The sequence below is a fragment of the Lolliginicoccus lacisalsi genome, assembly GCF_014841105.1.
Lineage (GTDB): Bacteria > Actinomycetota > Actinomycetes > Mycobacteriales > Mycobacteriaceae > Lolliginicoccus > Lolliginicoccus lacisalsi.
This window is the reverse complement of the sequence record NZ_JACYWE010000008.1, coordinates 49,460-67,079: the sequence shown is the minus strand read 5'-3', so window position 1 is coordinate 67,079 and position 17,620 is coordinate 49,460. Positions and strand designations below refer to the sequence as shown.

Genomic DNA, 17,620 nt, shown 5'->3' with positions numbered 1-17,620 from the left:
AGAGCGTCTCACATGGGACACCGTGACCAAGATACTCTTTGAGGGGTAACCATGACGCTTTCCATCGACGATGCTGTGAAAGCCAGCCAGTACACCGACCTCCTCACGACGCTCTCCGAGGGGTCCACGCGCAAGCATTTCGACCCCTACGAGGACATCGCCTGGGACTCCGACGAGTACGCCGTCATCGCCGACGACCCCCGCTGGATCCTCCCCAAGGCCGATCCGCTCGGTCGCCACCCCTGGTACCTCGCGCAGCCCCGCGAGAAGCAGATCGAGATGGGCATGTGGCGCCAGGCCAACATCATGAAGGTCGGCCTGCACTTCGAGAACGTTCTCATCCGCGGCATCATGCACTACGCGTTCATGCTCGAGAACGGCAATCCGGAGTTCCGCTACGTCACCCACGAGGCGGGCGAGGAATGCAACCACACCCTCATGTTCCAGGAGGGCGTCAACCGCATCGGCGCGGACGTCCCCGGCATGACCGGGCTGCTTCGCAAGCTCGTGCCGCTCGTCGGCGTGGCCGTGCGCATCTACCCCGAGTGGTTCTTCACCTTCGTTCTCGGCGGCGAGGAGCCCATCGACCATGTGCAGAAATCGATCCTGCGCGCGGGTGGCGAGCTGCACCCCATGCTCGAGCGGGTCATGCAGATCCACGTGGCCGAGGAGGCCCGGCACATCTCGTTCGCGCACCAGTACCTCCTGCGCAACGTCCCCGAGCTCAACCCCATCAAGAAGCACCTGCTCTCGGTGCTGTTCCCGGTCACCATGCGCTGGATGTGCGACATCATCGTCATCCCGCCCCAGCAGTTCATCGACCGCTTCGAGATCCCGCGCTCCGTCATCAAGGAGCTCTACTGGGATTCGCCGGAATCCCACGAGACCCTGCGCGACATCTTCGGTGACGTGCGCGCCCTCGCCCGCGACGCCGGCCTGATGAACCCCGTCGCGAAGGCAGTATGGAAGCTGTGCGGCATTGCCGGACGGCCTACCCGCTACCGCAGCGAGCCCACCGCCGACCAAGCGATGGTCGCGAGCCTCACTCGGGCAGCGTGACCCCGGGATGCCCCACGTCGTCACGCAGGCATGCTGCGCGGATGCCTCCTGCGTCTTCGCGTGCCCTGTCAACTGCATCCATCCCAGCCCCGACGAGCCCGACTTCCTCGCGGCCGAGATGCTCCACATCGACCCGGAGGCCTGCGTCGACTGCGGGGCCTGCGTGGATGCCTGTCCAGTGGATGCCATCGTGCCCCACCGCAAGCTCGAGCCGCACCAGCAGGAGTTCCGCGACATCAATGCGGCCTTCTACCAGCAGCCCCGGCCGCGCACCCCGCTCGCGCTGATCCCCATTTCGCCACGCAAGCAGCCCTCGCCCGACCTGCTGCGTGTCGCCATCGTCGGCTCGGGGCCCGCCGCGATGTATGCCGCCGATGAGCTGCTCAAGCAGCGCGACGTTGCCGTCACGATGCATGAGCGGCTCGATAGGCCCTACGGCCTCGCCCGGTACGGCGTCGCCCCAGACCATGAGGCCACCCGCCAGGTTGCTGACCTGTTCGACATCATCAGCGCGGACCGCAGGCTCGAGCAGCGATTCGGTACCGAGCTCGGGGTGGATGTGACGGACGCGGAGCTCCACGAGACCCACCACGCCGTGATCTACGCGACCGGCGCCTCCTCGGACCGGCGTCTCGGGATCCCCGGGGAGGACCTTCCCGGCAGTGTCGCTGCCACCGACTTCGTCGCCTGGTATAACGGCCACCCTGACCATGCGGACCGTGACTATCCCCTTGACCACGAGCGGGTCGTCATCATCGGCAACGGCAACGTTGCCCTCGACATGGCCCGCATTCTCACCACCGACCCCGAGAGGCTCGCCGCCACCAGCATCGCGCCGAATGCCCTCGAGGCGCTGCGGGCCAGCGCTGTCCGCGAGGTCGTCATCCTCGGGCGCCGCGGACCCGCCCAGGCTGCCTACACCTTGCCGGAGCTGCTCGGCCTCGCCCGCAAGCATCCTGCCCGCCTCGTCATCGACAAGCAGGAGCTCCACATCGACGCTGCCACCGAGCTGCAGCGCAACAATGGCACCCTCGCCCCGGCCACCGAGCGCAAGCTCGCGATCGCCGAGGAGATCGCGCTGAACATGGGCGAAGCCACCGCGGACGAGCGGCGCATCGTGCTGCGATACCTCGTGTCGCCACGGGAGATCCACGGAGACGGCCGGGTCGCCAGCATCACCGCCGAGCACAACGAGCTCGTCGAGCAGGACGGCCGCGCACTGGCAGTCGGCACCGGCCACACCGAGACCCTCAGCACAGGCCTGGTCATCCGATCCGTCGGCTACCGCGGAACAGCCTTGCCGGGCGTGCCGTTCGACGAAGCGCGCGGCATCATCCCCAACATCGAGGGCCGCGTCACCGGAGCCGATGGAGCCCTCCGGCAGGGCAGCTACGTCACCGGCTGGATCAAGCGCGGACCATCCGGGTTCATCGGTACCAACAAGACGTGCGCGAAGGAAACCGTCGATCACCTCATCGAGGATTACAACAACGGGCTGCTGCGCGGAGCGATGCGGCGCTAGCCGCTGGGATCGAGCGATCGGCCTCGAATAGCTAGATCCACACCGTCGTGGTTGAGTGATCGCATGATCTCTGCCGTCCTGTTCGATGTACAGGGCACCGCCACGGACTTCTACTCCACGGTCACCAAGGCCTGCGGCGCGGTCCTGGGACCTGCCCCCGCCGAGGATGGCTGGGGAGGCTTCGTCAACGAGTGGCGGGCCCGGTACTTCGAGGCTCTCGCCGGCCTCGCCGGGCACACCGGCGACTGGATCAGCGTCCATTCGGTCTACCGCACGGCCCTCGAGGAGCTGCTGCACGAGAATCGGCTCGACGCGACCGAGGCGCAGCGGGAGCAGCTCGCGCGCTCCTGGCAACGGCTCGATCCCTGGCCCGACGTCGTCGCCGGCGTGCGCGCCCTCAACGAGCACGTCATCACCGCCACGCTCTCCAATGCCGACGTCGCCGCTGTGGTGGGAATCACCCGGCATTCACGCATCCCCTGGACGGTGATCCTCGCGGCCGAGATGTTCGGCACGTTCAAGCCCGATCCACGCGCCTACCTAGGCGCTGCCCGTTACCTGGGCGTGCCACCCACCGAGATCATGATGGTGGCGAGCCACAAGTACGATCTCCGCGCCGCGCGGTCTCTTGGGTTCCGCACGGCCCTCGTGGCGCGCCCCGACGAGCATGGTCCGGGCGCGGAGGTGGATGTGGCGCCAGAGGATGAGTTCGATGCCAACGTCACCGGCTTCGGCGAGCTCGCGGACTGGGTGGCACGACACCGCTAGAAGAGGGGGTCGTGCTCCTTTCCGCCGCTGCCGTGGCGCGAGGGCAAGCAGGCCTGGGAGATCGCGGCGGAGATGAGCGAGAACGCGAGGGTGACAGTGGCGAGAACCATCAGTTCCACAAGGGTGATGGAAGCGACGCTGCCCGCTCGGGCAACGGCGAGCGCGAAGAGCGCGAGGCCCGTGCCGAGGAGGACGGTGGCGGCCACCGCGGCGGTGTAGCGCCTGCGCCATGCGAAGCCGGTGGGCGAGGGGCGGCGGGATTCGCGCCGATGCGCGAGCGTCGCTCCCACGGTGGCAAACGTGCCCGCTCCTAGCCCGATGGCCACGCCCAGCACGATCGCCGACACCCACCCGCCCAGGCCCGATACGCGCATGGCGATGCCGCCGACGAGGCCGGCGACCGCATGGATCGCGAGCAGGCACAGCGCTGTGCGGGAGGTCATGCGCGAGGTCAGGCGTCGGTGGAGGTGGTGACGGGCGCGGTCCGCGGCGCCTCGTAGCGGCGGGCGATGATCATGATCGCCAGGACCGTGATGGCGCCAGCGGCCATGAGGAGAAAAGTGACGGGCACGTCACCGCTGGGCGCGAGGAGCTCCCGGCCGTCGCCCTGCCAGGGCCACAGGGCGCGGAGGGAACCAACCAGCAGGCCGGTCATCACCACCATGGTGAGGTGGTGGTAGTGCTCGAGCAGCCACTGGAGGAGCTTGACGAACACGGAGAGGCCGAGGAACGCGCCGAGCCCGAAGAAGAAGATGTAGCCGAGATCGCGGTCGTTCACAGCGTCGAGGGTGGTGGTGTAGAGCCCCATGGCGAGCAGCATGAACGAGCCGGAGACGCCGGGCAGCACGAGCGCATTGATGGCGATGGCCGCGGCGCCCATGATGATCCACGGGCTGGGGTCGGACGCGTTGCCCTCGGGGAACCCCGTGAGGAAGAACGCCACCACGGCCGCAGCGAGCGCGACGACATAGTTCATGGCGGTCCAGCGCCGACCGGTATGGGTGTAGGGCACCCAGATCGAGGCGAGCACGAGACCGAAGAAGACGGCGAAGGATCGTTGCGGATGCTCCTCGACGAGGGGCGCGAGGATTCTCGCGGCGATCAGCAGCATCGCGACCATGCCGGTGAGCACGGCGATGATCATGATCCAATCGACCTTGCGCAGCTCGGCCATGGCGCGTCCCGTTCCCTGGCCGCGGGGGATGTCGGACACGGCGAGGCGCAGCCCGCTCACGGTATGCCCCGCGGAGAGGATCAACCGGTCATACAGGCCGGTGATGAGGGCGACCGTGCCGCCACTGACCCCGGGGATCACCTCGGCGGTGCCCATGAGGCCGCCGCGGACAACGTTGAGCACATGCGTGCTGGGAGCATTCGCCATTGTTCTAGGGTAAGCGGCCCGGCAGGGGATCAGCGTGTGATCCGCACTGCACGGGCCGCGTCGCGCTTGAGGGAACCGGGCCTATCCGGTGACGGCAGCGAGGCCGGTAGGAGTGGCGTCGAGCTGCGTGGATCGGATCTCCTCCGACGCGAGATCGATGGCGTGGACGGAGTTGCCCCTGGGATCGCTCACGTACGCGGTGTTTCCCTTGGCGTGCAGCATGGGCCGGGGGTCTCGCCACGACTCTGGTGCCTCCCAGGCATCGATGACGGCGATCGCGCGGATCAGTTCTCCGGTCGAGGGGTCGATCACGTGGATGGCGCCGTCCGTGCCGAGCACGAGCGCGTGGCCGTCGGCATCGCGCGCGAGGGAGCGCGAGGTGTATTCGGTATCGAGCTCGACGGTGCGGATGCTCATGCTGGCGGTGTCCACGAGAGCGACAGTGGTGAGGGGGCCATCCTCGGTGTCCTTGTAGTCGGTGAGCACGATGGGGGAATCCTCGTGGCTGGCGGCGGTGCCTATGCGGCCTGGCTCGGTGGGGCTGGTGATCTTGGCGAAGGATCCGTCGCGGTGGACGAGCGCGCCGTCCTCGCAGCCCACGAGGAATGCTTCCCGCGCAGCGGTGGCCTCGCCGTGCACGCCCGGGCAGGTCTCGTCGCGGTAGAGCTCGGTGCCGTCGGGCGCCTGTGCGAGGAGGCCGGTGCGCTGCTCGGTGTCACCGATGCTGATGATGCGCTCCCCGGTGGAGAGCTCGATGGCCACGCCATGGTGCGCCTCAACCGCGGAATACTCGAGCGTGGCGGGTGCTTCCTTGCCGAGGTCGGTTGCCGCGAGGGAGCGGATCCCGCCGCTCGCGTCGTCGAACAGGACGACTCGTCCCGCGTGGGCCACGACATGGGCGGGCTTGCCGGCATCGAACGACACGTCGAGCATCCGGGGCTCGCTGGTGTAGGAGTGGCCGTGGTCGCCGTGGCTGTCGGTCCAGGTGGCCAGATCAAGGACACGGAACTGGTCCGCGGTGGCGGCGATGACGTGGCGTGGGTCGCCCGCGGGCTTGATGGCCGCGAGATCCTCGATGGCGATGGTGCCGGCCGTCTCGAGGGTGGTGCCATCGAGCACGGTCACGCCGGTGGGGCTGGCGACGGCGAGGCGAGGCACCGGGGCATCGTGCTCGGACTCGCTGGCGGGCGCCGCTGTCGTCCCGGCGGACTCGGTGCTCGCGGGCAGCGGGGCCTCGGTGCTGGTGCCGCAGGCGCTGAGGGCAAGGCTGCTAGCGGCAAGGAGGGGTAGTGCTGATCGGAGTCGCATAGTTACTAATGATAATCATAACTATTAAGCAATCGCGAACTGGCCCACCACGAACCCCGAGAACAACACCACGAAGCCACCGATCTCCGCGACGATCAACGCCACCATGAACGCATGCAGGCCCCGCACCGGGTTCGCGAACTGGTTCGTAGTATCCCGCCTCCAGCCATGCACCACGTACGACAGGATCGCCCCCACGAAGAACACCAGTACCGCCGCCACCGCCGCCACGTTCACCCACGAGGCCCAGGCGCTCAGCTCCGCGAACACAGCCAGCAGCAACGATGCGAACGAGTACAACAGCGCCGCCCGATGCGCGATGTCGACGTACGGATGCGCCGCATGCTCCGGCGAGCGCGCGATCTGCACGTACTTCCACACCCCGAGCAGCAGCGCCCACAGGAAGATCACCCCTGTCGCGAGCAGCGCGAACCTTGTCTCCAGAGCCAATGCCATATCCACAACTCCATCCTCTCACCCGCTAGGCTCTACACGTCACGCGAGAGGCGCACGGAGAGGGAACACCAGGTGATCATCGGTACACCGCTGAGCGACGGAGCAACCCGCGTCATGCTGCTCGGAGCGGGCGAGCTCGGCAAGGAAGTCATCATCGCGTTCCAGCGCCTCGGCATCGAGGTCATCGCTGTGGACCGCTATGCGAAGTCCCCCGGGCACCAGGTGGCTCACCGCTCGCATGTCATCGACATGACGGACAAGGACGCGCTGCTCACTCTCATCAAGCACGAGAAGCCCCACTACGTCGTCCCCGAGATCGAGGCCATCGCCACCGACGCCCTCGCCGAGGCCGTGGCCACTGGCATCACCGAGGTCATCCCCACCGCCCGCGCGACGCAGCTCACCATGAACCGCGAGGGCATCCGCCGCCTCGCCGGCGAGCAGCTCGGCCTGCCCACCTCGCCCTATGCCTTCGCCGATACCTACGACGAGCTCGCCGCCGCCACCGAGCGCATCGGATACCCCTGCGTGGTCAAGCCGATCATGTCCTCCTCCGGCAAGGGGCAGTCCGTGGTCCACGATGCCGACGGGCTCGAGGCCGCCTGGGAATACGCCCACGCGGGGGGACGGGTCCACAACAATCGCGGCATCGTCGAGGGCTTCGTCGACTTCGACTACGAGATAACCCTCCTCACCGTGCGCTCGACCCACTCCGGCGCCATCACCACCTTCTTCTGCGCGCCGATCGGGCACCGCCAGGTCGCCGGCGACTACGTCGAGTCCTGGCAGCCCCACCCCATGAGCGAGACCGCGCTCGCCTCGGCCGAGGACATCGCCGAGCGCATCACCACCGCTCTCGGTGGGCGTGGGGTCTTCGGCGTCGAGCTTTTCGTCAAGGGCGACGAGGTCTACTTCTCCGAGGTCAGCCCCCGCCCCCACGACACCGGGCTCGTCACCCTCGCGACCCAGCGGCTCTCCGAGTTCGAGCTGCACGCGCGCGCCGTGCTCCGGCTCCCCGTCGACACCGCCCTGCTCAGCCCGGGCGCATCCGCGGTCATCTACGGCGGCGTCGATGCGCGCGCGGTCCAGTTCGAGGGCGTGGAGGACGCGCTCGCCATCCCCGGCACCGACATCCGCCTCTTCGGCAAGCCCGAGAGCTTCGAGAATCGGCGCATGGGCGTTGCGGTCGCCGCGGCGGGCACCATCGAGGAAGCGCGCGAGAACGCCACAAAGGCCGCTTCCTGCATCACCGTCATCGCCCCCTAGCGCCGGCTTCGCCGCGGGCGCGCGTCTGGCGTCGCGGCGTCCACGTGCGTCCGGCCTCGAGAGTGCGTCTGGCCTCGAGAGTGCGAATTCCGTCAGCGTTCGCGAGAAACGCAGTCGTTTTTCGCGCACTCGCGGGGCTGGGCGCAGGGCTGGGCGCCCACGAGGCGCCCACGAGGCGCCCGACCCTCGCCTGTGCTGCGCATCATCGCGGATGGGAGCGGCAACCGGCTAGCGTAAGCCGCATGAACCTGCTAGGCGAGCTTATCGTCGCTCTCGTCATCGTCATCGGCATCATCGGCACCGTGCTGCCGATCCTACCCGGCGTGATCGTCATCTTCGGTGCCGTGCTGGCCTGGGCCATCTTCGAGAACACCACGCTGGCCTGGATGATCTTCCTCATCGTCACCGGGTTCATCGTCATCACGGGCGTGCTGCAGTACACCTGGCCGGGGCGGTCCCTCCGCGACGCGGGCATCCCCACGCGGTCCATCGTGGCCGGGCTCATCCTGGCGGTGATCGGGTTCTTCGTCATCCCCGTGATCGGCTTGTTCATCGGATTCGTCGGTGGCACGTTCCTCGCCGAGACGGCCCGTGTGCGCCGGGCTGACGCAGCGTGGAACGCCACGGTTCATGCCACCAAGGCGGTCGTGCTCTCCACGCTGATCCAGCTCCTGGGGGCGCTGGCCGCGGGGGCGACCTGGGCCATCGGCGCCTGGGTGCTGTAGGCCTTGCCGCCCCCGTGCTGCTCGATCCGGCCGCGAATCCCCCACACGCAACGCGGCAGCCCCCGGCGGGTCCGTGGGGACCGGCCGGGGGCTGCCGCGGGGAGCGGGTGCTACTGCTCGTCGGTGGCGCCGCTGGCGCGGAGCATCTCGTCGCGCTCGACGACCTTGATGCGGGGCCGGCCGTGCGGCTCGCCGAGGGCCTTCTCGTGGGCGTCGAGGCGGTACCAGCCATCCCAGGTGGTGAACGGCACGCCCTTGCTGGTCAGGTGCTCGGTGAGCGCGTCCTCGCGGGGATCGGTGGGCGCGGGCAGCGTCGGCGCGTCCTCGAGCAGGCAGGCGATGGTCTCGTTGGCGTCGCCCTTGGTGTGGCCGATCAGCCCGATGGGGCCGCGCTTGATCCAGCCGGTGACGTAGAGGCCGGGCAGCGGCTGGCCATCATCGCCGGTCACGCGTCCGGCCTCGTTGGGCACGGTGCCGGCCTGCTCGTCGAAGGGCAGCCGGGCGATGTTCTCCGACAGGTAGCCCACCGCCCGGTAGACCGCCTGGACGTCCCAGTCGGTGAACTTCCCGGTGCCGCGGACGTTGCCGGTGCCGTCGAGCTCGGTGCGCTCGGTGCGCAGGCCCGCGACCTTGCCATCCTCGCCGAGGATCTCGGTGGGGCTCTCGAAGAAGTGCAGGTAGATCTTGTTCGGCAGGCCCTGGGGGTCGCGGATCGCGGAATCCTGGATGATGTTGGCGACCTGGTCGACGATCTTCGAGGAGCGGCGCGCGATCTCGGAGGCCTCGTCGTAGTCGATGTCGACGGGGTCGACGATCACCTCGACGTTGGGGGAGTGGGCGAGCTCCTTGAGCTCGAGGGGGGTGAACTTGGCCTGGGCTGGGCCGCGGCGGCCGAAGACGTGGACCTCGCGGGCGCGCGAGGCCTTCAATCCCTCGTAGACGTTGTGGGGGATCTCGGTCTCGAGCAGCTCGTCGGCGGTCTTGGCGAGCACTCGCGCGACGTCGAGGGCGACGTTGCCGACCCCGAGGACGGCGACCTTCTCGGCGTCGAGTGGCCAGTCGCGGGGCACATCGGGGTGACCGTCGTACCAGGACACGAAGTCCGCGGCGCCGTAGGAGCCGTCGAGGTCGATGCCGGGGATCCCGAGGGCGCGGTCGGCGTTGGCGCCGGTGGCGAAGATGACCGCGTCGTAGAGGGAGCGCAGGGTGGGCAGGTCGATGTCGTTGCCGTAGTCAACGTTGCCGAACAGGCGGACCCCGGGCTTGTCGAGGACCTTGTGCAGCGCGGTGATGATGCCCTTGATGCGGGGGTGGTCGGGGGCGACGCCGTAGCGGATCAGGCCGAAGGGAGCGGGCATGCGCTCGAGGATGTCGATGCTGACCCCCCGTTCCGCGGCGGCGTCTGATTTCATCAAGGCGTCAGCGGCATAGATGCCGGCGGGGCCGGACCCGACGATTCCAACTCGCAACGGCCGATTCTGGTCAGTCATCAGAAGCGCTTAACCTCATTCTGGGGTGGACAGTCGAGTGTCCAGTGTAGAGTAGAAATTCCGGCACTGGTAAGCCTGCTCTAACCTGCCCGGTCCCCATTCCCTTTCTGAGCCGCTGGCGACATGCGTCGGCCAGTGTGCGCGCGAGCCCCCCGGTATGGAACGCTATAGGGGTGAGCTACGCAGGTGACATCAGCCCCGAGCAGGCATGGCAGATGCTCGAGAACGATTCCGAGGCCGTCCTCGTCGACGTCCGTACCCAGGCCGAGTGGAACTATGTCGGTGTGCCCGATATCTCATCGCTGGGCAAGCGGACCGTCTTCGTCGAGTGGGTCGGTTTCCCCACCGGCGCGCGCAACGCCGACTTCCTCAACGATCTCGCTGCCGCTGGCATCAAGCCCGGCCAGCCGCTGGTGTTCCTGTGCCGGTCGGGCCAGCGCTCCATTGGTTCAGCGCAGCTTGCTACCTCCGCGGGCCTCGGGCCCGCCTATAACGTCCTTGACGGTTTCGAGGGCGCGATCGACGACCAGGGCCATCGTGGCCATCGCGGCTGGCGTGCCCTCGGCCTGCCGTGGAGGCAGTCATGAGCTTGCCGCCGCAGCGCCCCCTGCCCGAGGGCGTGCGCCCCGAGACGATTGGCGTGCGGGGCGGCCTCGCGCGGTCGGGCTACGAGGAGACCGCTGAGGCGCTCTACCTCACCTCCGGCTATGTCTATGAGTCCGCGAGCGCCGCCGAGCAGGCGTTCATCGACGGCGATCGCTTCGTCTACTCCCGCTACGGCAATCCCACGGTCGCGATGTTCGAGGAGCGGCTGCGCCTGATGGACGGCGCCGAGGCATGCTTCGGCACGGCGAGCGGCATGGCGGCGGTCTTCGTGTCGCTCGGCGCGCTGCTGAAGGCCGGTGACCGGCTCGTGGCGGCCCGCAGCCTGTTCGGATCCTGCTTCGTCGTGTGCAACGAGATCCTGCCGCGGTGGGGGATCGAGACGGAGTTCGTCGACGGCGAGGATCTCGACCAGTGGGAGCAGGCCCTTTCCAAGCCGACCGCTGCCGTGTTCTTCGAGACCCCGGCCAACCCGATGCAGGCCCTCGTTGATGTGCGGCGGGTCTCCGAGCTCGCGCATGCGGCGGGAGCGAAGGTCGTTCTCGACAATGTCTTCGCCACCCCGCTGCTGCAGCGTGGCTTCGAGCTCGGCGCGGACATCGTGGTGTATTCCGGCACCAAGCACATCGATGGCCAGGGTCGTGTCCTGGGCGGGGCGATCCTCGGTCCGAAGGATTACATCGACGGTCCCGTGCAGACCCTCATGCGGCACACCGGGCCCGCGCTGAGCCCGTTCAACGCGTGGGTGATGCTCAAGGGCCTCGAGACGCTGGGCATCCGTGTCAAGCAGCAGAACGAGTCCGCCCAGCGCATCGCCGAGTTCCTCGACGAGCATCCCGCCACCCGCTGGGTTCGCTACCCGTTCCTGCCGTCGCACCCGCAGTACGAGCTCGCGAAGCGGCAGATGCTGGGCGGGGGCACCGTGGTGACGTTCGAGCTCGATGCGGTCGATGGCAAGGCGCGGGCGTTCGAGGTGCTCGACAAGCTGCGGATCATCGATATCTCCAACAACCTTGGTGATTCGAAGACCCTGATCACTCATCCCGCCACCACCACCCATCGCGCCATGGGCCCGGAGGGCCGCGCCACCGTCGGCATCACTGACGGCGTGGTCCGCATCTCCGTGGGGCTCGAGCATGTCGATGACCTCATCGAGGACCTGAAGCAAGCCCTCGCGTGAACCGTGGCCCCGGTGGCCCGGGCTCAGGCGTTCGCGAGATCGGGGAGCTCCCAGTAGGAGCCGAGCTGGCGATCCAGCCACTCCGGGTACTTCGATAGCCCGCCCACCGGGTAGGGGGTGGTCTCGCCGAACAGGATTTCCCCGTCGATCTCATACAGGTCGACGCGCAGGAAATCGAACCCGTGGGCGATCTCCGCGGCGAGCGCGAGCATGGTGTCCAGGCCCCGAGGCCGGGGAATGTCTGGACCGGCAGGGGTATCGACCGGCACCTCCTGGCGGACCCAGTCCGGCGTGTAGTAGTTGACCGTGAGCTCGTCCTGCCGATTGGCCTCGACGATGATGAAGCGTGGCACGCCATGGAACACCAGGAACTTGAAGTCCGGGGGCAGGGTCGTGCCGTCGCCAAGGCGCTCCTCGAAGATGAATCGCGGGGTCGCGAACTGGTAGGCCCATTCGCCCAGGACGGTCCAGTTCGGCTGGTCCATCCAGCCGCGGGTCTGGTCCATGAGCTCGTCGATATCGGGTGCGCCCGTGCCCACGATGATGCGTTGCGAGCGGTGCGCGGGCTTGAGCACCCAGGGGCTCTCCCACGTTTCCGCCGGTGCCTGCCGTGCTTGCCCGAGGGAGCTTCCGGCCCACAGGATGCGGGGTATGCCGATCCGCCCGCCGAGCCGCTCGCGCACGATCTCCTTCATGAGCACCTTGTCGCACGTGGGCTTGAGGATCTCGCGGCGATCATGGAGCATCCGCCAGTTGACCTTGTGCGTGAAGAGCTCGGGGGACCGGAGGTTCGCGAGCCGGCCCTGGTGGGTCACCGCGTACATGACCTGCCGACGCAACGCCAGCGGCATCGCCCCGAGCGCATGGCCGAGGGCGGTGTTGGCGGCGCGCTGGGCCGACGCGGCTCGAATCATGGGCTGGCTACCGCCTTCTGCGTGCTGAGTGGTCGGGCTAGGTCGATCGAGTCGGCTTCACCGCTCATGCAGAAGCGCGCGAGGTTATGCAGCAATCGCGCTCCCAGCGATTCGATCGTGGAGCGATCGAGCACGTCGGTGGCGTAGGTGATAGCGATATCGAGCACCGTGCCACCGCCAGCGCTGGGCCGCTCATGCATCGCGAGCTGCAAGTCGATCCGGGCCTTGTCCTCGGGGATATCGATGAACGAGGATGCAACGCCAGGCAGGTCCAGCGACGGCGAGGGATAGTTCTGGTAGGCCAGCATGACGTCGTAGATCGACGGTGCTGGCTGCGACCGCGACGATACGGATGGTGCTGAACGGGCACGATGCTCGTCGACCAGGGCATCGGGGAAGATGTCGAGGCGAGCGAAAGCCTCCCGGCACGATCGATGCACCCTCCCGAGCAAGGCCGGGAATGCCTCGCCCTGCCGCAACCGGATCCGCAGGGGAGCGGTGACGATCATCATGCCGACTATCCGGGCCTGGTCATCATCGTCGCGGCGGGTCACAGGGACACCGATCACGATGTCATTGCTGCCGCTCGCCTGGGCCAGGGTGATGGCGAGGATGGACTGGATGACGATGAAGCGGGTTGTCCCGTTCCGGGCAGCGAGGAGCGTTGCGGCTGCCAGGACATCCGGTCCGGACCTGACCGCATGAGTGCCCGCGGCACAATCGCGCGAGCGCGGGCGGGGCCTGTCCAGCAGCAGCGAGACATGATCTGTCGCCCCGGCGAGCATGTCGTGCCACCAGCGATGATTCGTGGCGGCGACCGAGCCAGGGTCCGCGAGATCACCCAGCAGCAAGAGCTGCGCGAGAGCGAGATCGATGTATTGCATCTCCAGGCGCTGCAGCCCGGGCTCGAGCCCGCGGGCACGCGCGCCGTAGGCGGTCGAGAGATCCCGCAGGAGGACCGCCTCGGAGAATCCATCGCACGCGATGTGGTGGACGACCAGCGCGAGCGCCCGCGCGCGCCCGCCCTCATTCTCGAGCACATGGACCCGTAGCGGTGCCTGCGCCTCCAGGTCGAAGGGGATATCGCGGACCCCGCGAAGCGCATCGAGCAGGGGTGAGCCGTCGGGGCGGCAGTACTGGACCATTCCGCGGCAGGCATCCTCCGCCGAGAGAACCACTTGCCGGGGACCAGGCTCGTTGTACGGGGTTATGGTGCGCAGGGATTCGTGCTGCTCGACGACATCGAGGACGGCGGCCTCGAGGAGCGCCGCGTCGATCTGCCCGTCGATGCGGAACGCCATGATCAGGTTGTTCATCGGCGACTCGGGGTGGCTGCGAAAATGCCGGTGCATCCGCCGTTGCTGGGGAGCCAGCGGGATGCGTTCCGGACGCGGCGCCCTGGGCGGCGGTGCGTTCCGGGGCCCGCTTGCCGTCCTGTCACGAGCGGCCGCGCTGGCCATCGCGGCGATCTCGCGTGGCGAGGGATTCCGCAGCAAGTCCTCGACCGTGGGCGGGGCTTCGAAATGCTGGCGCAGCCCGGCGAGCAAGCGGACCGCGGACAACGAATCCCCGCCGAGGGCAAAGAACGAATCGGTCGCGGTCGCGGGATACTGCAGGATCTCCGACATTTCCCGCGCGATGGCGGCCTCGAGCTCGGTGGTGTCCTCCGCCGCGCGGGAGCGCGGGCCGCCGGGATGATCCGAATCCGTGCGGATGGGCGGGAGCGCTGACCGGTCGAGCTTGCCGCTCGCGGTCAGTGGCCAGGACGCGACCGTGGCGAGCCGGGCTGGCACCAGGTGGGCCGGTAGCAGAGCCGCGAGATGGTCCCGTAGCTCAGCCACGGTCACGGGGGCGGTGGAAGTCAGCGCCGCGTACGCATCGAGATGCTCGCCCCTCGGGCTGGCCCGCTTGAGCACGACTGCCGAGCTGACCGCCGGATGGCGGCGCAGCGCATGCTCGATGTCGCCGAGCTCGATGCGGTGACCGCGCAGCTTCACCTGGTGATCATGGCGCCCCAGGAACTGGATTCCGGTGGGCCCGGAGAACGCGGCGAGGTCGCCGGTGCGGTACATGCGGCTGCCCGGCTGGCCCCAGGGATTGGCGACGAACCGGGTCGCGGTGAGCGCCGCTTTGCCGAGGTAGCCCCGGGCGAGCTGCACGCCACCGAGGTACAGCTCCACGTCCGGGCCGCTCGTCGCGGGCGACAGCCGGGGGCCCAGGAGCAAGGCCTGCACACCGCGCTGCGGATGCCCGATCGGCACTACCCGAGGGATCTCCCCGGCGCCCGCGCGGGAAGCTGGCGCCTCGGACTGGGTCGCCGATACGGCAGCTTCCGTCGGCCCGTAGAGATTGTGCACCGTTGCCGCGCACCGGGAAGCCAGCCGATCGACCGTTTCCTGGTGCAACTCCTCACCGATCACGAGGATGTGGCGCAACGTCCCGAGCGCGCGTGGCCGCGCGATATCGCCGAAGACCCGTAGCGGCGAGGGAACGAACACCGCATGGGTCACCGAATGCCGGGCGATCAAGGCGCACAGGTGGTCGGGGTCATTGCGCGCGGCGGGGGCGGCGATCACTAGGTGCGCGCCGCTGGCGAGCGGCCAGAATATTTCCCACACGGAAACGTCGAACGTGGGCGCGATCTTGTGCAGGACGGTGGCGCCAGCAGCAAGCGGGAAGCGATCGCGCATCCACGCGATCTGGTTCGCGATCGCGGAGTGGGGGATCACCACTGCCGTCGGCGTCCCGGTGGAGCCGGAGGTGAACATCACGTAGGCGGCGTTGCCCGGGCGCAACGGCGCGATCCGATCCGAATCGTCCAGCGGCGCGGAGGACAGGGCATGATCATCGAGATCCGCGGGCCCGACCGCGGGAAGCGGCTGGAACCGCAGCGGCGCGCGCTCAGCAGTGACGACCAGCGATGGGCGAGCCGTCCGCAGCATCCGGGTGAGCCGGTCCTCGGGGAGCGACCGGTCGAGGGGGAGATAGGCCGCGCCAGCCTTGATCACCGCGTGGGCGTGGACGATGAGATCGATGGAGCTGGGGAGGTCGAGCGCGACGATGTGCTCGGGCCCTATCCCGCGACGCGCCAGCGCCCGCGCGACGCGGTTGGTGCGCGCCTCGAGGTCCCGATGGGTGAGGTGGTGCTCCCCGCAGGTGATGGCGGGGGAGCCGGGAGCGGGCGGGCAGCCCAGCAACGCTGCGAGGTGCAGCGTGCCGGGCGCCCGTCCGGCCAACCTGGTCACACGCTCACGGCGGGGCGCTCGCCTTCGCCGCCCGGGCCGAACGTCCGCTGGGGCACGCCGGGCGCTAGCGAGATGTGCGTGTGGACCGCGAGCCACGGATCGTCCATGGCCTGCCGGGCGAACAACACGGTCGCGCGCCCGGGGCGAGGGAAGGCAGTGCCGTCCGCGGCGTAGCCGGTGGAGGTCCAGGGACAGATCCCCCATCCGGAGAGCCCGTCCGGTGCTTGCCACGTCCTCGATTCGTCGAGCAGGAACCGGAAGCCCGACATCGAGCCCCAGATGGCGGCCCACTGCCGGTTCGCGAGCTCATCGATGCCGAGCAGCAGCGGCTTGTGCGTGCCGAACCCGACCACGTCGCGGTGGAACATCCTTCGCGCGGCGTCGAGGTCCACGGCGTTGATGCATGTCTCCCAGGCGCGGAACCAAGCAATGAGCTCGTCGACCTGTCCAACCTGGTGGTGCGGCATGGCTTGCTCCAGCGTGAGGGTGTAGTCGGCCCGGGCGGGGCGGCGCTGAGGTGCCCGTGGCGCGTAGTAAGCCCAGGCTAGCTGAACAGGGCGGGGCATGACGCGACACGTTCGGGTCGCGAGCCCCGGGCCTGCGCGACCGGGTAGCGTGGATCCTGGCGAAGGGAGGCACACCAGTGCTCAAGCTCGGGTACAAGGCTTCGGCGGAGCAGTTCGCGCCCCGTGATCTCGTGGAGCTCGCGGTCACCGCCGAGCAGCGCGGCATGGATTCCGCCACCGTCAGCGATCATTTCCAGCCATGGCGGCACACCGGCGGGCACGCGCCGTTCTCCCTCGCGTGGATGACCGCTGTGGGGGAGCGGACCAGCCGCATCCAGCTCGGCACCTCCGTGATGACACCCACCTTCCGCTACAACCCGGCCGTCATCGCGCAGGCCTTCGCCACGATGGGCGTGCTCTACCCGGGGCGGATCATGCTCGGGGTGGGCACCGGCGAGGCGCTCAACGAGATCGCCACCGGGTTCAACGTCACCGAGGATCATCCGTGGCCCGAGTTCAAGGAGCGCTTCGCCCGCCTGCGCGAGGCCATCCGGCTGATCCGGGCCCTGTGGACCGAGGACAACGTCACTTTCGAGGGCGACTACTACAACACCGTCGACGCGACCCTGCATGACCGCCCAGAGCAGCCCCTGCCGGTCTACATCGCTGCCGGTGGGCCGGTGGTCGCTAAGTACGCGGGCCGGGCCGGGGATGGCTTCATCTGCACCTCCGGCAAGGGCATGGACCTCTACACCGACAAGCTGCTGCCCGCCGTGCAGGCTGGCGCGGACGCCGCGGGTCGCGATGCCAGCGGGATCGACAAGATGATCGAGATCAAGCTGTCCTATGACACCGATCATGACGCCGCGCTCGAGAACACGCGGTTCTGGGCGCCGCTGAGCCTCACCCCGGAGCAGAAGCACTCGGTGAGCAGCTCCGCGGAGATGGAGCGCCTCGCCGATGAGCTCCCCATCGAGCAGGTGGCCAAGCGGTGGATCGTTGCCTCCGATCCCGACGAGGCTGTCGAGCAGATCCGGCCCTACCTCGATGCCGGGCTCAATCACCTTGTGTTCCACGCGCCCGGCCACGATCAAGCACGCTTCCTCGACCTGTTCGCCCGGGACCTCGCCCCGCGCCTGCGCGCCCTCGGCTAGCGTTCCTCGCCAGGCTCGCGCGGGCTGGATTTTCGCCCCAATT

The 17,620-nt window shown here is 68.5% G+C and carries 16 protein-coding genes; 8 read left to right on the top strand and 8 right to left on the bottom strand.

Annotated elements, in window-relative coordinates; all coding sequences use genetic code 11:
• The first annotated feature begins 51 nt into the window (after positions 1-51).
• The 3 genes from HT102_RS13105 to HT102_RS13095 all read left to right on the top strand — a co-directional run bounded on the left by HT102_RS13105 (position 52) and on the right by HT102_RS13095 (position 3,349).
• The gene (locus HT102_RS13105; protein ID WP_192039888.1) at positions 52-1,059 is read left to right on the top strand and encodes an AurF N-oxygenase family protein; all 1,008 of its coding nucleotides are present in this window, start codon (positions 52-54) and stop codon (positions 1,057-1,059) included.
• A 7-nt stretch (positions 1,060-1,066) separates the two neighbouring features.
• Positions 1,067-2,581, top strand: a complete 1,515-nt coding sequence (locus tag HT102_RS13100) for an FAD-dependent oxidoreductase (RefSeq protein WP_192039887.1) — start codon at positions 1,067-1,069, stop codon at positions 2,579-2,581.
• Between the two features lie 63 nt (positions 2,582-2,644).
• Positions 2,645-3,349, top strand: coding sequence for a haloacid dehalogenase type II (locus tag HT102_RS13095; RefSeq protein ID WP_192039886.1), 705 nt, complete (start codon positions 2,645-2,647; stop codon positions 3,347-3,349).
• Here HT102_RS13095 and HT102_RS13090 read toward each other — a convergent pair.
• The 4 genes from HT102_RS13090 to HT102_RS13075 form a co-directional block, all read right to left on the bottom strand.
• Positions 3,346-3,792: a hypothetical protein gene (locus HT102_RS13090; protein WP_192039885.1), complete on the bottom strand. Its 447-nt coding sequence runs from the start codon at positions 3,790-3,792 to the stop codon at positions 3,346-3,348. The two genes, HT102_RS13095 and HT102_RS13090, sit on opposite strands and share 4 nt — an antisense overlap.
• Positions 3,793-3,800: 8 nt before the next feature.
• Positions 3,801-4,730, bottom strand: coding sequence for a DUF368 domain-containing protein (locus tag HT102_RS13085; protein WP_225443655.1), 930 nt, complete (start codon positions 4,728-4,730; stop codon positions 3,801-3,803).
• 81 nt (positions 4,731-4,811) lie between these two features.
• Positions 4,812-6,038, bottom strand: coding sequence for a hypothetical protein (locus tag HT102_RS13080; RefSeq protein ID WP_192039884.1), 1,227 nt, complete (start codon positions 6,036-6,038; stop codon positions 4,812-4,814).
• Between the two features lie 24 nt (positions 6,039-6,062).
• A complete protein-coding gene (locus HT102_RS13075) occupies positions 6,063-6,494 on the bottom strand; it encodes a hypothetical protein (protein WP_192039883.1) in 432 nt (143 codons plus the stop codon).
• A 72-nt stretch (positions 6,495-6,566) separates the two neighbouring features.
• Here HT102_RS13075 and purT point away from each other — a divergent pair, with 72 nt between their 5' ends.
• Together purT and HT102_RS13065 are read left to right on the top strand one after the other, a co-directional pair.
• Positions 6,567-7,760 carry a formate-dependent phosphoribosylglycinamide formyltransferase gene (gene purT / locus HT102_RS13070; RefSeq protein ID WP_408611357.1) on the top strand — a complete coding sequence of 398 codons (1,194 nt, stop codon included), beginning with the start codon at positions 6,567-6,569 and terminating at the stop codon, positions 7,758-7,760.
• A 242-nt stretch (positions 7,761-8,002) separates the two neighbouring features.
• Positions 8,003-8,485 (top strand): DUF456 domain-containing protein, encoded by a 483-nt coding sequence (locus tag HT102_RS13065; RefSeq protein ID WP_192039881.1) that lies wholly within the window; start codon positions 8,003-8,005, stop codon positions 8,483-8,485.
• Between the two features lie 110 nt (positions 8,486-8,595).
• Here the strand turns inward: HT102_RS13065 and HT102_RS13060 are convergent, their stop codons facing one another.
• Entirely contained in the window at positions 8,596-9,975 is a 1,380-nt protein-coding gene (locus HT102_RS13060) for an FAD-dependent oxidoreductase (protein ID WP_192039880.1), read from the bottom strand.
• Between the two features lie 173 nt (positions 9,976-10,148).
• Here HT102_RS13060 and HT102_RS13055 point away from each other — a divergent pair, with 173 nt between their 5' ends.
• Together HT102_RS13055 and HT102_RS13050 are read left to right on the top strand one after the other, a co-directional pair.
• Positions 10,149-10,562: a rhodanese-like domain-containing protein gene (locus HT102_RS13055; protein ID WP_192039879.1), complete on the top strand. Its 414-nt coding sequence runs from the start codon at positions 10,149-10,151 to the stop codon at positions 10,560-10,562.
• A complete protein-coding gene (locus tag HT102_RS13050) occupies positions 10,559-11,758 on the top strand; it encodes an O-succinylhomoserine sulfhydrylase (protein WP_192039878.1) in 1,200 nt (399 codons plus the stop codon). The genes HT102_RS13055 and HT102_RS13050 overlap by 4 nt, the downstream gene beginning before the upstream one ends.
• A 23-nt stretch (positions 11,759-11,781) precedes the next feature.
• Here the strand turns inward: HT102_RS13050 and HT102_RS13045 are convergent, their stop codons facing one another.
• From HT102_RS13045 to HT102_RS13035, 3 genes are read right to left on the bottom strand one after another with little or no spacing between them, the layout of a single operon-like run.
• Entirely contained in the window at positions 11,782-12,672 is an 891-nt protein-coding gene (locus HT102_RS13045; RefSeq protein WP_192039877.1) for an ATP-grasp fold amidoligase family protein, read from the bottom strand.
• Positions 12,669-15,917 (bottom strand): non-ribosomal peptide synthetase, encoded by a 3,249-nt coding sequence (locus HT102_RS13040; RefSeq protein WP_192039876.1) that lies wholly within the window; start codon positions 15,915-15,917, stop codon positions 12,669-12,671. The genes HT102_RS13045 and HT102_RS13040 overlap by 4 nt, the downstream gene beginning before the upstream one ends.
• Positions 15,914-16,483 carry a YybH family protein gene (locus HT102_RS13035; protein WP_192039875.1) on the bottom strand — a complete coding sequence of 190 codons (570 nt, stop codon included), beginning with the start codon at positions 16,481-16,483 and terminating at the stop codon, positions 15,914-15,916. The genes HT102_RS13040 and HT102_RS13035 overlap by 4 nt, the downstream gene beginning before the upstream one ends.
• A 77-nt stretch (positions 16,484-16,560) precedes the next feature.
• Between HT102_RS13035 and fgd the strand changes: the two genes are divergently transcribed.
• Complete coding sequence (gene fgd, locus HT102_RS13030; RefSeq protein ID WP_192039874.1) at positions 16,561-17,577, top strand: glucose-6-phosphate dehydrogenase (coenzyme-F420); 1,017 nt, start codon at positions 16,561-16,563, stop codon at positions 17,575-17,577.
• The last annotated feature ends 43 nt before the right edge of the window (positions 17,578-17,620 follow it).